This is a genomic window from Aestuariivivens sediminicola (assembly GCF_022662015.1).
GTDB lineage: Bacteria > Bacteroidota > Bacteroidia > Flavobacteriales > Flavobacteriaceae > Aestuariivivens > Aestuariivivens sediminicola.
The window spans coordinates 1,096,897-1,112,891 of sequence record NZ_JAKMCM010000001.1; the positions used below are offsets into that span (position 1 = coordinate 1,096,897).

The 15,995-nt window shown below is 37.4% G+C and carries 12 protein-coding genes; 5 read left to right on the forward strand and 7 right to left on the reverse strand.

The features are described from left to right. Positions 1–70: 70 nt before the first annotated feature. Positions 71–2,311, reverse strand: coding sequence for a ribonuclease R family protein (locus tag MR041_RS04790; protein WP_242092445.1), 2,241 nt, complete (start codon positions 2,309–2,311; stop codon positions 71–73). Between the two features lie 644 nt (positions 2,312–2,955). On the opposite strand from MR041_RS04790, the gene rpiB reads away from it, so the two are divergent. From rpiB to MR041_RS04805, 3 genes are read left to right on the forward strand one after another with little or no spacing between them, the layout of a single operon-like run. Continuing rightward, the gene (rpiB, locus tag MR041_RS04795; RefSeq protein ID WP_242092446.1) at positions 2,956–3,390 is read left to right on the forward strand and encodes a ribose 5-phosphate isomerase B; all 435 of its coding nucleotides are present in this window, start codon (positions 2,956–2,958) and stop codon (positions 3,388–3,390) included. Then, entirely contained in the window at positions 3,391–4,308 is a 918-nt protein-coding gene (locus tag MR041_RS04800; RefSeq protein WP_242092447.1) for a cation diffusion facilitator family transporter, read from the forward strand. It abuts the gene before it with no gap. Between the two features lie 23 nt (positions 4,309–4,331). Further along, complete coding sequence (locus MR041_RS04805; RefSeq protein WP_242092448.1) at positions 4,332–4,775, forward strand: GNAT family N-acetyltransferase; 444 nt, start codon at positions 4,332–4,334, stop codon at positions 4,773–4,775. Between the two features lie 4 nt (positions 4,776–4,779). On the opposite strand, the gene MR041_RS04810 is transcribed toward MR041_RS04805, so the two are convergent. The 4 genes from MR041_RS04810 to rnpA form a co-directional block, all read right to left on the reverse strand. Beyond that, positions 4,780–6,255 (reverse strand): T9SS type B sorting domain-containing protein, encoded by a 1,476-nt coding sequence (locus MR041_RS04810; protein WP_242092449.1) that lies wholly within the window; start codon positions 6,253–6,255, stop codon positions 4,780–4,782. A gap of 6 nt (positions 6,256–6,261) precedes the next feature. After that, a complete protein-coding gene (locus MR041_RS04815) occupies positions 6,262–7,116 on the reverse strand; it encodes an OmpA family protein (RefSeq protein WP_242092450.1) in 855 nt (284 codons plus the stop codon). A 67-nt stretch (positions 7,117–7,183) separates the two neighbouring features. Next, positions 7,184–8,818 (reverse strand): S41 family peptidase, encoded by a 1,635-nt coding sequence (locus MR041_RS04820; RefSeq protein ID WP_242092451.1) that lies wholly within the window; start codon positions 8,816–8,818, stop codon positions 7,184–7,186. A gap of 58 nt (positions 8,819–8,876) precedes the next feature. Then, entirely contained in the window at positions 8,877–9,248 is a 372-nt protein-coding gene (gene rnpA / locus MR041_RS04825; RefSeq protein ID WP_242092502.1) for a ribonuclease P protein component, read from the reverse strand. 165 nt (positions 9,249–9,413) lie between these two features. Here rnpA and MR041_RS04830 point away from each other — a divergent pair, with 165 nt between their 5' ends. Together MR041_RS04830 and MR041_RS04835 are read left to right on the forward strand one after the other, a co-directional pair. Next, positions 9,414–11,264, forward strand: coding sequence for a CBS domain-containing protein (locus tag MR041_RS04830; protein ID WP_242092452.1), 1,851 nt, complete (start codon positions 9,414–9,416; stop codon positions 11,262–11,264). Between the two features lie 7 nt (positions 11,265–11,271). Then, a complete protein-coding gene (locus tag MR041_RS04835; protein WP_277926314.1) occupies positions 11,272–12,432 on the forward strand; it encodes a succinylglutamate desuccinylase/aspartoacylase family protein in 1,161 nt (386 codons plus the stop codon). 1 nt (position 12,433) lies between these two features. On the opposite strand, the gene MR041_RS04840 is transcribed toward MR041_RS04835, so the two are convergent. Continuing rightward, a complete protein-coding gene (locus MR041_RS04840; RefSeq protein WP_422613559.1) occupies positions 12,434–14,248 on the reverse strand; it encodes a M1 family metallopeptidase in 1,815 nt (604 codons plus the stop codon). Between the two features lie 125 nt (positions 14,249–14,373). Further along, positions 14,374–15,981 carry a S8 family peptidase gene (locus MR041_RS04845; protein ID WP_242092454.1) on the reverse strand — a complete coding sequence of 536 codons (1,608 nt, stop codon included), beginning with the start codon at positions 15,979–15,981 and terminating at the stop codon, positions 14,374–14,376. Between the last annotated feature and the right edge of the window lie 14 nt (positions 15,982–15,995).

Below are 15,995 nucleotides of genomic sequence, written 5' to 3' on the forward strand. Positions count from 1 at the left end.
TTTTTTGAATTGATAATTTAACGACATCTTAACAAGAACTATTCCATAACGGTTTAAGAACACTTTAATTTTAAACCTCTTCCTTTTTTCCTAATAAATGGAAATCGAGATGCTTTTTAACTAAATCGGTATTCTTCACTTTTACTAATACTTCATCTCCTAATTGGTACATGGTCTTTGTATGACGACCTATTAAGGCAAACTGACTCTCATCAAAGGCATAATGATCGTCTCTTATATCTCTGATACTTACCATACCTTCGCATTTATTTGATATAATTTCAACATAAATACCCCAATCCGTCACCCCGGAAATAACCCCTAAGAACTCCTGGTCCTTATGGTCCTCCATGAAGCGGATCTGCATATACTTTATTGAATCTCGCTCTGCTTTGGTGGCTAAGTTTTCCATATTGCTGGAATGCTGACATTTTTCTTCGTACGTGTCTTGACTTACAGATCCTCCACCATCCAGGTAATGTTGCAACAACCGGTGCGCCATCACGTCAGGATAGCGTCTGATTGGAGAGGTAAAATGACTGTAATAATCGAAAGCTAAACCATAATGACCTATATTATAAGTGGTATATTCCGCTTTACTCATGCTGCGAATGGTTAAGGTATCTACTAAATTTTGTTCTTTCTTCCCCACAACATCCTGCAATAAATAATTTAATGACGCTGTAGTCGATCTTCTGTCCTTAAAATTAAGCTTATACCCGAAACGGCCGACAATATTTTGTAAAGCAGCGAGTTTACTATCATCCGGTTCATCGTGAACACGATATACGAAAGTTTTCTTTGGTGACTGTTTTCCGATAAACTCTGCTACTTTCTTATTTGCCAGTAACATAAATTCCTCAATAAGCTTATTTGCATCCTTACTGGTTTTAAAAAACACAGCTTCTGGATTATTGTGCTCATCTAAATTGAACTTCACCTCTACCTTATCAAACGAAATTGCGCCTTGCTTCATCCGTCTGTTACGCATGACTTTGGCCAGCCTATCTAAAACAATTATTGCTTCCGCTATTTCTGTTTGGACCTGGTATGTCTTTCCTGTAAGTGCTATTTCTTTAGGAATAACGGTATCTATTTTGTTTAACTGTGACACGTCGTCTGCACTCAGTGTGGTGTTATTTTCAATAATCGCCTGTGCTTCTTCATAAGCAAAACGTGCATCACTATAGGTTACCGTTCGACCAAACCATTGCGCTTTAACTTCGGCTTTTTCATTTATTTTAAACACCGCTGAGAAAGTATATTTCTCCTCTTTAGGTCTTAAGGAACAGGCATTATTAGATAGTACTTCAGGCAACATCGGAACCACACGATCGACCAAATATACTGAGGTTGCTCTTTGATAGGCTTCATCATCCAATACCGTTCCCTCCTTTACATAATGCGATACATCGGCAATATGTATACCTATTTCATACAAACCGTTGTTTAATTTTTTAAACGACAGTGCATCATCAAAATCTTTTGCATCCTTGGGATCTATAGTAAAGGTCAATTCGTTACGCATATCCCTTCGTTTAGAAATTTCTTCCCTGGTAATCGAGGTATCCAGGGTATTAGCAAACTGTTCCACTTTATAAGGAAATTCAGAAGGTAAACCGTATTCCGCCAAAATTGCGTGAATTTCGGTATGGTGCTCTCCCGGTTTACCTAAAACTTTTAAAACCTTTCCATAAGGTGAATCCGCATTTTCAGGCCAATCTTCAAGCTTTACCAAGACCTTATCGCCATCCTGGGCTCTCAAGGTTTTTTTTATAGGTACAAAAATATCTACATACATGGTATTTCTGTCGGTAATAACAAAAGCATAGTTGTTATTCTTTTGAATTTGAATAATACCTACATATTCCGATTTAGCACGTTTAACAATGTTCGTAATTTCACCTTCTAATCGTCCTCTCTTACGTCTTTTGTATATATAAAACTCTACTTCATCACCATCTAAAGCTTTATTTATATTATTTGAGGCTATAAAAATATCATCGTCAAAATCATCACAAATAACATAACCCGAACCACGAGAGGTTATTTCTAAAGTTCCTAAATGGTATTCGGTATTAATTACAGCCTTATATTTTCCACGATCTACCTGGAGGATCTCTTCTTTAGCAGCCAATTTCGTTAAGGTTTTAATAATCTGGTTTCTACTACTAGCATCATTAACTCCCAGTTTCGCTGCAATCTGTTTATAATTAAAGGATTTGTTTTTATCTTTTTTTAAAATACTTAAAATCGTATTTGTTAGGTTTGGAATACCCTTACCGGATTTCCTTTTTTTCTTTTTACTCATGTAATTGTTGTAATCATGTTCATTCCTATAAGATATAGGACATTTGTTTTAAAAATAGCTTTTGGAAGACGAGGTATTGCTATTTATTTATGCAAAGCTACCAATTTAAACTTTAACTCTATTAAATCTTTGTTATATTCTGGTTAACACAAGTTATTCACAGTAAATAGTAAACTATATTCTATTTTTAAAATTTTATAAACTAATAATTGTGATTATTATAGTGTGTTAATAGTAGTTATAACTTTTTACCTATTTTTTTTGATATTTATAAATTTACATTCCATCAATAGTTAATTAACATATCTCAAAGAAATTAATCTATTCATTTATAATGCTTTTCAGTGTTATATACACAATTGTTAATAATTAAAATGAACCGGTATTTACTCATAACTTTTTTAGAAATAAGTGTTGATTTTTAGTGTTATCTATTCTTATAAATGACTTAAAAAAATGCAATTAAATATTTGGTTAAAACCAACTTATTTTTGATTGTAAAAATTATTAAAACATCCTAATTTAAATTTTAAAAATAACGAACACTTATTAACAGGTATTTCATTATGTAATACACAATTTATGTGATTTTCTAATGAAAAAAATCATGTACTTTTGTAATACTTTCTAAAACAAACAATACTATGACTATTTCTTTAGGTAATGATCATGCCGGTACGCAATATAAATTTGCTATCAAGGAATTCTTAGAATCGCAGGGTTACGAGGTTATTAATCATGGAACAGATAGTGATAGCAGTGTCGATTATGCCGATTTTGTTCACCCGGTAGCGAACGATGTAGAAAATAAGACGGCCTCTTACGGTATTCTTCTTTGTGGCAGTGCTAATGGTGTTGCGATGACAGCTAATAAACACCAAAATATTCGTGCCGGTTTATGTTGGAACAAGGAAATCGTTGAACTTATACGCAGTCATAATAACGCTAATATTTTATGTATTCCTGCGCGATTTACAGCCATTCAGCAGGCAGTTGAAATGGTTAATACCTTTTTAAATACCGATTTTGAAGGTGGTCGTCACCAGTCGAGAATAGATAAAATTCCATTATCTTGTTAGATGGGTCATCATCATTCCAATAATCATTCCCACTCCTCATCCAATGTAAAAGGTAGAAATCTTGTTATTTCTATTCTATTAAATATCATTATCACTGCGTCTCAAATCATTGGAGGTGTGATATCAGGCAGTTTAGCCTTACTAAGTGATGCTTTACATAATTTTAGTGATGTGCTCTCTTTATTAGTGAGCTATGTCGCTAATTTATTAGCTAAAAAAAAAGCGTCCATACACAGAACCTTTGGTTTTAAACGCGCAGAAATTCTAGCGGCCTTTGTAAATGCTTCAACCTTAATTATTGTTGCTGTTCTCTTGATTATTGAGGCTATAAAACGATTTATGGAACCGGAAGAAATTGAATCCAATCTGGTTATTTGGTTATCCTTTATAGCAATCATAGCCAATGGTATAAGTGTGCTTTTATTAAAAAAGGATGCTGAAAAGAACATGAACATGAAAAGTGCTTATTTGCATCTGTTAACCGATATGATGGCGAGTATTGCTGTTTTAATTGGTGGATTACTCATGAAGTTTTATGCCATTTATTGGGTGGATAGTGTATTAACCTTTGCGATTGCCATCTATTTAATCTGGATGGGATACGATCTATTAAAAGATTCAACAAAGGTCTTAATGTTATTTACACCTGATGCTATTCCGATTCAACAGATCGTGAAAGAGATAGCTACGTTTGAATCCATTAAAAATGTGCATCACGTACATGTCTGGCAATTGAATGAGGAGGAAATCCATTTTGAAGCCCATATTGATTTCAATGAAGATATCAGTTTATCGGAGTTTGATGTTGTATTACGTCAAATTGAAGATCATGTGTACCATAAGTATGATATCAACCACGTGAACATACAGCCTGAATATGGTAAGAACGATTCAAAAGACATGATCGTTCAGGATTAATACAACTCCTAATTATCGATTTTATGCTAGACATTCAAATAAAGAATTTTTCAGAGCTAACTACAAAGGAACTTTACGATATTTTACAGTTACGCTCTGAAGTATTTGTAGTTGAACAAGACTGTGTGTACCAGGATATGGATGGTAAGGATACTGTTGCATTACATGTTCTGGGGTTTAAAGACACTGTATTGGTAGCTTATGCAAGACTTTTTCAAGCTGGTCATTATTTTAATGAACCCAGTATAGGAAGGGTAGTGGTCACAAAAAATGAACGACATCAGAAATACGGTCATGATATCATGTTAGCGTCAATTGATGTTCTGAAGCAACAGTTTAATGCTTCGGTTATTAAGATTTCAGCGCAATGTTACCTCAAGAAATTCTATAACGATCTAGGCTTTAAGGAAACCGGGAATACCTATTTAGAAGATGGTATTCCGCATATCGCCATGATTAAAAATTAAGACCTTATCGTTTTAAAACAAAATAACCTGTAATAACATCTTTATTTTTTAAGGTTATTTTATACCAATAACTATCCATAGGTAAGGGTTTACTATTAAATTGACCATCCCAGCCCTGGGCATTCGGAAGTAAAAACTTTAATAATTTTCCGTATCTGTCGTGAATCGTAATATAATCAATACCATCAGTGTTATCTACAACATTCCAATAGTCGTTGGTTCCATCGTTATTCGGTGTAAAATATTTTGGAACATCATAAACTTCCTCTAAAATGGTCACCGTAAAACGTGTTTCGTTACTAAAACAATTGTTTTTATTATAGATATAAATAATCTGTGATGTGGTTATCTTATCCTCAGGTTGTAATTGTACACCATTCCCACCTGATTGTGTAAAATAATCACCATTATCAAGCACAGGTAAAGTAAAACTTACACCTGAAAAATCAGGTAAGGTATCAACGGGAATAAAATTAGTACACTCAGACAATTCATTAGCGAAGTTAGAGAAAGGAAACGGTCTCCAATTTGGATAACTTATTGAGGCATCATCAACAATTACACAACTTAAATTTGGATTAAATTCAAAATCCATTATAGGCGCATTATCATTTGTACCATTTTTAATATTCAATAAACAGAGATCATTGTGACTGCAATCTAAATTTAACAATGATGTATTTTTAGACATGTCCAATACGGTAATTTGATTAAACTCGCAGCTCAAATCAGTAAGGAGTACGTTTTGGGTTACATCTAAACTGGTTAGTTGGTTATTAAAACACAATAAAACTCTTAAATTAGAATTTTGACTAACATCTAAATTTGATATTTGGTTGATTCCACAATCTAAGAATGCTAAAGTCGTGTTTTGGGTCACATCCAAACCTGTTAGAAAATTACCTCTTACAATCAAAGAATTTAATAGTTTGTTTTGAGTAACATCAATAACACTTATCAAGTTATTCTCACAGGACAACACCCCTAAATTGGTAGAAACAGTGACATCTAAACTTGAAATTAGATTATCTCCACAATACAAAGAACTTAAACTGATATTATTTATTAAATTAAGAGCTGTGATCTTATTAAAGCTGCACCAAAGTTTTTGTAAACCAATAAGATCTGAAGTATTTAAGCTGGTTAAGCTGTTATTATTGCAATATAGTTCAATAAGGTTCACATTTGTAGAGAGCTCCAAATCTGAAAGATTATTATCAGAACAATCTAAAACGGTTAAACCAACGAAATCCTGAATACCGGTTAAATCTGAAATCGCATTGGATGACACATCAAGTTTGTCAATATCAGCAATATTAATGGTTGGTACAAAGTCATCCAAAGGACCGGAATCGTAACCCAAATTAATTAAAGCTTGCTCGAAATTATCATCAGGAATAAAGGTGGTTTGGGAAATGCAGAACGAACTTATAAAACATAAGCTAAAACTAAAAAGGTTGTTTTTAGGTATACATAACATGAATAATTAATTATCCTTGTCCACATGGGTAATTAATATTTCGACACGTCTGTCGTATTTGGGATCTCCCCCGAGTGGAAATTTTCTTCGCATTCCCATATGTCGCATTCGTTTTTTATTGACCCCTTTTTTTGCCAAATAATCATAGACATATTTTGCACGTGCTTCAGACAGATTTCTTTTTTTGGTTTTTCTATCGACAGCATCCCTACTGTACTGGGTACAACACACATGGCCCTGTATTGTAAAGTAAATATCAGTTCGTTCCACAAGAGACTTTGCGATATCTTCCAATATTTTTTTCGATTCCGTAGTAACCGTACTGTAACCGGTCTTAAACAAAATGTTTTCAAATCGAATTTTATCCCCAACCTTAATATCGCCTTTAATAACCTCGGCCGTGGGCTGCGTTTCTTTTACAGGCTCTTCGACAACTTCTTCTTTTTCAATAATGGGAGGTTTCGGGTTTATTATAATTTCAACTTTCCTGTTTAAACCACGTATTTTAGAAATATCGTTTTCGTTTACTATTTTCAATAAAATCTCACCTTTGCCGTCGACATGTGTGATTAAGGACTCACTGATCTCATGATTCGAGAAAATCGTTTTTATGGCTTCAGCGCGTTGTTTTGAAAGAATCAAATTATAACTCGGTGCTCCAACATCATCACAAAATCCAAAAATGGCAATAGATTCAATATCCACATCCGCCAGTTTTGATATAAACAGCAACAAACGGTTTTCTTCGGTAGGTATCAATGTGTATTCGTCGGTTTCAAAATACACATCGTGTGTAATATTGTGTTGGGCAGAAATTAAACCGCACAGCAAAATTAATATAGTACTAATCAGCCTGGTCATGCTAAAAACGGAAGAAATAATTTAGTAAATATACTATTTTTAATTACTGGAATGAATTTACAAAATATTACCTTAAATAATCGGAATACACCGCAGGATTTTTTAGAATATCCGTGGCTTTCTTTATAGGTGCATCATGTATTTTATAATAGTCGTACAACCCTTCCCTGTAAACATATCGTTTTACGATTTCATCAGTCATTTGTTTCAGCAAATACGCTTTGTTTTCTTCAAGAACCACCGATTTTATGTTATTTAATTGTTGTATTAATTCCTGAAACTCCTTTTCAATATCATCATCTAACTCCTCTTTTTGAGCGCTCTCCAAAACCTTGTATAATTTTTTTTCAGTCTCGGTTTCGAAAGAAAAATCACTGCTAATTAAAAAATCCTTAAAATCTTTAAAATCAGAATCATCAAGCGCGAAGGAGCTGATGTCTTCTATACTGTGATTATAATAGTAACGTGTAGCAAAATCGAAGATTATATTGTCATTTGAAAGTGCTGTCATTATCGGGGTATTTTCGTTTACACCCATACTCACATCCGGGAATATCCCACCGCCGTCAAACACCTTACGTCCGTTTTTTGTTTTAAATTCGTTGTAATTTTCCTGCTTTACCCTTACTGCCTCGCCTTTTTCATTTCTGTTCCAGTAATCTAAGGATTGGATGCACCTGCCCGAAGGTGTGTAATAGCGCGAAATGGTTATTTTCACCTGTGTTCCATAAGTTAATGGTTTTGGGCGTTGCACAAGGCCTTTCCCAAAGCTTCTAGATCCTATGATTACGGCGCGATCTAAATCCTGTAACGAACCGGAAACTATTTCACTTGCGGAAGCGCTACCGCCGTCAATTAAAACCACCAAAGGTATTTCGGTATCCAATGGTTGATTTTTTGTATAATAGGTGCGGTTATATTTTTTTACTTTCGATTTTGTGGTGACCACCAACTGGCCTTTAGGAACAAAAAGATTTACAATATTGACGGCTTCATGTAACAAACCGCCGGGATTACCCCTTAGGTCCAGAATAATTCTTTCGGCACCCTGAGCTTTTAAATCCCGAACAGCGTAACTTGTTTCAGCCGAGGATTTATTATTAAATTGACTTAAAACAATATACCCCGTCTTATCATCGATCAATGAAAAATGGGGCACCGCCTTTATTTCTACCGCAGCCCTTTTTATCGAGGTGGTTTGTGTTTTACCCTGTCTATTGTAGGTTACCGCAATAGAGGTCCCGGGACTTCCCTTCAACAGATTACCGGCATCTTCCTTATAGTTTTCAACCAGGATCTCACCCACTTTTATAATTTCATCACCTGCTTTTAATCCCGCCTTATCCGCCGGATAATCCTTATAAGGCTCCACAATAACCAGTTTATTGTGCTGGGTTCGCACCTTAGCGCCAATTCCCGTATAATCTCCGGTATTGTTTATTCTTGCAGCTTCCACATCCTGTTCGTTCATGAATCGCGTGTAGGGGTCTAAATCCTCCAGCATGCTTTTTATCGCCGTATCCATTAAATCCCCGGGATTGGTCTCATCGACATAATTCATATTCAACTCCTTAAACAGTGTCGTGAAGATTTCTATTTGTTTTGCTATCTCAAAAAAGTCGTTTTTGAAAGCTGAAGTCGTTATAAACAAGACACATACCAGCAAAGGGATGTATACTTTTCGTTTTAATACCTGTTTCATTTGTTGTCTTTTTATTCTATTTCCCGAATGTGATACGATGGCACGCTCCGTGCTTCAATCACTTGATATCGTTCAAAAATTTTGCCAATAGTTGATTCATCTTACTTTCAACCTCTGTATAGGTTGGCATCTTTTTACCAATGTACAAAATCATTAACGCATATTGTGTTGTGATGTTGTTAAAAAAAGCGCCTTTCTTTAAACGATAAGCCTCTCGCATTAAACGTTTTATTCGGTTTCTATCCACTGCACGTTTAAAATGCTTCTTACTGACTGACACACCTGTCTGGGCATGGACATCTGTTTTTAAGGTTGTTTCCAAATACACCAGACGTAAGGGATACGCTGAAACAGATTGACCCTCTGAAAACAACGCTTCGATAAGTTTTTTGCTTTTAAGCCGCTCTTTTTTTGGAAAGGTATTTGTCATGGATTTTCTTAAGAATACAAAAATACGAAAAACCATCAGCACCGTATCTACCGGACTAATATAAACCATTTTATAAGACCTGCGCTTTCAACCCTATGATAATTATCATTGTTTAAAGTGCCAAACCGTTATAATTTTAATACCTTTAAAATAAACACAATTTATATGGGTCAATTAGACGTTTCCAAGCTTTCCAGAACAAAGGATAGAGCAAATTACATTCATCATTTAGTAAATGATATCAAGGCCCTTGAAATTATGTTAGAACGCGGTATGATTGAGGAGGAACCGATCAGAATTGGCGCAGAGCAGGAATTTTGTTTGGTAAACCAACAGTACTCACCGTGCAGCAAATCCTTAGACGTACTCAAGGACATCGATGACTCCCATTTTACGACTGAAATAGGAAATTTTAATTTGGAGGCTAATCTGGACCCGGTGGTTCTAAACGACAGGTGTTTTTCTTCTCTTCATCAGCAACTAAAAACCTTGATGAAGAAAGCCGATGAGGCAGCACACAAGCATGATTCTATGATTGTTCTGGCAGGTATTTTACCATCTTTATCGCTTAAAAATGTGAGCTTGGACACCATGACACCCATGCCTCGCTACGAGGTGTTGAATGAAGCCATTAAGACGACACGCCGAGAGGATTTTAACATCCATATCAAAGGTGTTGACGAACTAAACCTACTACATGATTCTGTGATGCTCGAAGGCTGTAATACCAGTTTCCAGATGCACTTACAGGTGGACCCCAACAACTTTATAGATACTTATAACTGGGCTCAGGCCATCGCCGGACCGATACTCAGCGCCTGCACGAACTCTCCTATTTTGTTTGGTCAGGAGTTGTGGAGAGAAACGCGAATCGCATTGTTTACTCAAAGCATAGACACCAGGACCAACTCTTATGTGCTCAATGAAAATCAATCGCGCGTGAGTTTCGGAATTAACTGGCAAACAGGTAGTGTTACCGATATTTTTAAGGATAATATTTCGAGGTTCAGAAGTTTTTTAACCACATCTTATATAAAGGACAGTGTGGATATGATTGAAAATGGTGAAATTCCCAGATTGAGAGCACTCGATTTACACAATGGCACTATTTACCCATGGAATCGTGTCTGCTATGGCATTTCCAGTGGAAAGCCACATTTACGCATTGAAAACCGATATGTACCTTCCGGACCGACGATGGTAGACGAAATAGCAAATATGGTATTTTGGGTCGGTGTTATGATGGGCAAACCAAAACAATACGATAACATCCACAACATCTGGGAATTTCGGGATGTTAAAAACAATTTCTTTAATGCGGCGCGCTATGGCATGGCGGCTCAATTTTATTGGAACGGCAAATATGTTTCCAGCTACGACCTGATTTTAAATGAATTATTACCTATGGCTTATAAGGGCCTATACCGCTTTGGGGTTTCACCTCAAGACGCCGAATATTATTTGAAGATCATCAAAGACAGGGTGAAATCGCATTCAGGCTCTGAATGGGGAATACGGAGCTACAGAAACCTATTAAAGACTTACAAGAGGTATGAAGCCATGCAGATCCTGACGGCGCAAATTTATAATAAGCAACAAAAAGGGTACCCTGTGTCGACTTGGCAGATCCTCAGACCAAATACCGCCGCCATCGTTAATTCCGACAGAACTGTGAAACATATTATGAATACCGATGTGTATTCTGTTGATAAGAAAGATAGCATCGAGCTGGTATTGCATATGATGCGATGGAAGGACATTCATCATATGCCTGTAACCAATAACGATAAGAAACTTGAAGGTGTGTTGTCATGGAAGGATGTAGAACGCTACCTGGATAAAAAAGATAAAGAAACGACTTCAGTCAACAAGCTGATGAAAAGAGATATTGTCACCATTGAAGAGGATTGTCCGATTGAGGATGCAAAACGGATGATGTCTGAAAAGAATATTAGTTTTTTACCGATTTTAAGACATGGTAAATTAATCGGATTGTTAACCAGCAGCGATTTATAGTTTATCAATGGCCGTGAATAGCAGAATCATTAAACAGATTACCGGCTTAAAACCCGGTCCCACCGTGGTGTTCTTTGGCGGCATTCACGGTAACGAACCCTCCGGCGTCTATGCCTTGGAAAAGGTTCTCGAGCCATTAACCAGGAAGGACATTTCCGGAAACATCTATGCCATAGCAGGTAATCTGCAGGCCCTTGAAAAAAAACAAAGGTTTTTAAAAGAAGACTTAAACCGCATCTGGACCCCACCACGCATCGACAGCATCACAGATCAAACAGAATTGCATTATGAACACCGGGAACTACATGATCTGCATGAATTGTTAAAATCTATTTTACAAGACCATCAAGGGCCCTTCTACTTTTTCGATTTACACACCACCTCGAGTAAAACCTTACCGTTTATTACGATAAACGATGCCATTATTAACCGTTCGTTCTCCAAACAATTTCCTGTGCCAATTGTGCTCGGTATTGAAGAATATCTGGAAGGCGCACTTTTAAGTTATATCAACCAGATGGGTTATGTTTCACTTGGGTTTGAATCCGGACAACACGACGATATACAGGCTGTACGAAACCATATTGCCTTTATCCATTTGGCGCTTGTCTTTACAGGACTTAGGGATCGCGCAGATCTTAAAAAATTCGAGCATTATTTTGAACAATTGAAGTCAGAAGGGGAGTTTGACACCTGCTTTTTTGAGATTATAGATTTGCACCGTATTACCGAGAAGGACCAGTTTAAAATGTATAATGGATTTGATAGTTTTCAAAATATTCGAAAGGGAGAAAAAATAGCCGTACATAAAGAAGGTGTCCTTAAATCGCGTTATAACGGGAAAATATTTATGCCACTGTATCAACAAAAAGGATCAGAGGGCTTTTTCATCATCAGAAGCATTAACCGTGTATTTTTAAAGCTGTCGGTCTGGTTACGACAGATACAGGCAGATGGCCTGCTTAAATTCTTGCCGGGTATTGTATGGCACGATAAGAAAAAGGGCATTTTAAAAGTAGATTTAAAGGTGGCCAAGTTTATGGCCAAGCCCATCTTCCACCTATTAGGCTACAGGAACAAACATATCACCGAAACGAATCTGTTATTATATAACAGGGAGCGCGTTGCCAAAACACATATGTATAAAAAGGAGAAGTGGTATCGCTAAATTAACTTCTGTTATTTCTGAGGTCGATATCGGCCATTAATCCTTTTGGATCGATTTCAACGGATTGTACAGGTTTTTTGGTCTCGAACGTATACGTTGGATAGGCCCAGGCCCAGTCTTCAAGTTGCGTTGCGCTGGTTGGTTTTGCCCCACGCATGATGCGCAAAGGGATATAAAAATCCTCACTCGTCCCGTCGGTGTAGGTAACGGTTAGATCTATAGGCATAGGCATTAATCCGATACGCTCTAAAGTGATGCGCCTTCCCTCAACAGCTTTGACACCATAATCAATGGTATTTGTGGTTTGCGTAAAATCCATTAAATACCAATCGAGCTCTAAACCCGACACCTTTTCTGCCGTACGAATGATATCGTTAGGCACCGGATGCGTAAACGCAAAATCCCGGAAGTAATTTTTAATTGTTTTTTCCTGATTTTCCTGTCCAATAACATAGGCCAACTGGGCTAAAAACACATAGCCTTTATAGTACGCCGAAATCGAGTAGGCCTGTCTTAAATTAAATCGGTCGGCATGAGTCGTCTGGGGTTGTTCTTTACCCGACAGAGCTAAAGAACGGTACAAATCGTAAACGCCCTTGGATGTCTGGGAAAAGTCAGTGTTAAAAATATGACTTTCAGCAAGTTCTCCGAAATATTCGGTAAACCCCTCGTCCATCCAATAATGCTTTAACTCGTTAGTTGCGAGTAAAAATTGAAACCAGGTATGTGCCATTTCGTGAGCGGTAACCCCGAACAAGCCTTCAAAAGTACCTTCACCGAGAATTAGAGTACACATCGCATACTCCATACCCCCATCGCCACCTTGAATTAGGGAATACTGGTCGTAGGGGTAGGGTCCGATATTATTACTGAAAAACTGCATCAGTTCTACCGCTTTCGGCTGCAAATTTTTCCAGTTCTCCAATTTTTCCTTTGTCATGGTGCTTTTGTAGAAAAAATGTAAAACAGGTCCATCAGGAACCTTTAAGGTGTCATGCCTGTAATCCGGATCGGCCGCCCAGGTAAAATCATGGACATTGGGTGCTTTAAAATGCCAGGTTAGTGTTTCACCTGCCGGACGATTTACAGTTCCGGTTTCATAACCATGTCCAATCGCGTTGGGGTTTTGCAGATAACCGGTGCCTCCAACCACATAGTCTTTGTCGATGGTTAATTTCACATCGAAGTTACCCCACACCCCGTGAAACTCCCGTTCAATATAAGGGTCGGCATGCCAGCCTTCAAAATCATATTCGGCGAGTTTGGGATACCACTGAGCCATGGATAAGGCCACCCCTTCGTTGTTGTTCCTGCCTGAGCGACGAATTTGTACAGGGACCTGAGCCTCGAAAACCATATTAAAAACAACGCTTTCTCCGGGTTGAATGGGTTTGTCTAAATCTACCTCCAAAACCGTACCCACTGGTTCATATTTTACATCAATGCCATTCTGCTTCAGAGAATTCACTTTTATGTATCCAATTTCATCAGGCTTCAGTTTGCTAATTCTATCGCCAATGCGCGAATCAGGAAAGGGCGTCGTTTGAGAGCGTATATCCATTTCACTTCCCGGCTGAAAGGCATTAAAGTAGAGATGATAATACACTCGGGTTAACTCGTCAGGAGAATTATTGGTATATGTAAGCTCTTGTTTTCCTTTATATTGATAGTTGTTCACGTCGAAAACAATATCCATTTTGTAATCGACATGTTGTTGCCAATACGCGGGTTTTGTCTTTGTAATCGTACTATTCTGAGACTTCGAAGCTATTCCGAAGAACATGAAACAAAGCAGGACGTACACGCGGTATCTCATAAGATCATTATTTATTAGTTTACCATAAATGAAAACGCAGCCTCTTTAAAAGAGGAGATGCATCAGGGCATTCAAAACGCTATCGCAAATGACTCTTAAAGCCTACAGCCCTTTCAATAAACTGATTAGTTTGCTAATCTGGAAGCCAGGATGAGTGCGTTATAAGCATTAACAATTCTGCCAGAACTGCTCAATTCTGAGAATGGTTTTATATTGTTACTATCACCACCAACAATAACCTTTGTCTTAAGAGGCAATCCGGAATCCATCAAAACTTTCTTTACCTGTGCCGCTGTTAACTTTGGAAAATAAGAACGAATCAAAGCGGCTACACCAGCCACAGCAGGAGCTGCCATGGATGTTCCGTTTTTACTATCGTATTCATTTTCAGGTGTGGTGGAATAAATATCAGCACCCGGGGCAAAAACATCGACATTCTTTTTACCGTAATTCGAAAAGCTGGCCACCATATTAGAGCCGTATTTTGGACTTAGCGCTCCTACCCTTATGTAATTGTCTGATACTTCCACATAATTTACATTGTCGTCCGGAAAATTAGGTTCTACATCCACATCTTTACTGTCGTTACCGGCGGCATGAACAAACAGGACATCGTTTTTACCTGCATAGGCAATCGCGTCTCTAACCCAATCGCTGTGGGGGGAATAACTTTTACCGAAGCTGCCATTAATAATTCGAGCCCCGTTATCCACAGCGTATCGGATGGCTAAAGCAACATCTTTGTCGTATTCGTCACCATTGGGTACCGTTCTTATACTCATGAGTTTCACATTATTGGCTACACCGTTAGCACCCAAACCATTATTGCGTTCAGCAGCAATTATACCTGCCACATGCGTACCATGACTTTCGCTTTTCTTAACCGGTTTTACATTACCATTACCATAATATTTTGTGCTCATATCGTCCGGGTCATCCCCATTAACACGGCCCTTGAGGTCTTTATTTAAATTGTAGTCAAGTCGGTCGTTAATGCTTTCAAGACTATTGGATATTTCTTTTAACGCATCACTTAAGGCATCTAATCCATTGCTGAACATATAGTTTGCTATTTGGGCGGACATTTTTAAATCTTCATCCTCAGTCTCTATTGCAGCAACCTCCTTTTTTGTATAATCCTTTTTACCGAAATGCTTTGCAAGGGTCTCATCTGCAAATTTGACCTGTTGGTAAATCTGGTCGTATTGTACTTTTCGTTCAGACCATTTTTTATACTCCTTTTCGTATTCTGCTTTTGCCGCCGCATATTCGGGATTGCTCGTGTCGCCACTCACTAAAATACGCACCATCTCGAGTTGTTCGTTATAGCCTTCGCCCAAAAAGTTCCATCCATGGACATCATCAATGTACCCGTTGTTGTCATCGTCCTTACCATTATTCGGAATTTCATCTTCATTGGTCCAAACCACATCGTTCAGATCTTCATGATTGATATCGATACCCGAGTCGATTACGGCCACCGTTACCGATTTTCCTTTTTTATTTTTAATGATTTCGGCGTAGGCTTTATCTACACTCATTCCAGGAATGGTATCCTTTAATAAATCCAAATGTCCCCAATTCTGTTGCTCGGCCTCCGTCATTTCGGAAACTTTTAAAGGTGAGGAGTCAATATTCTCTATGGGCGTAGATATTACAAGTGCTGTACCGCCACAGCTTAGTAAGATTAGGGAGGCCCCAATAACTGTTAAAAATGATTTTATTGTTTGCATTAGATAAAATTATA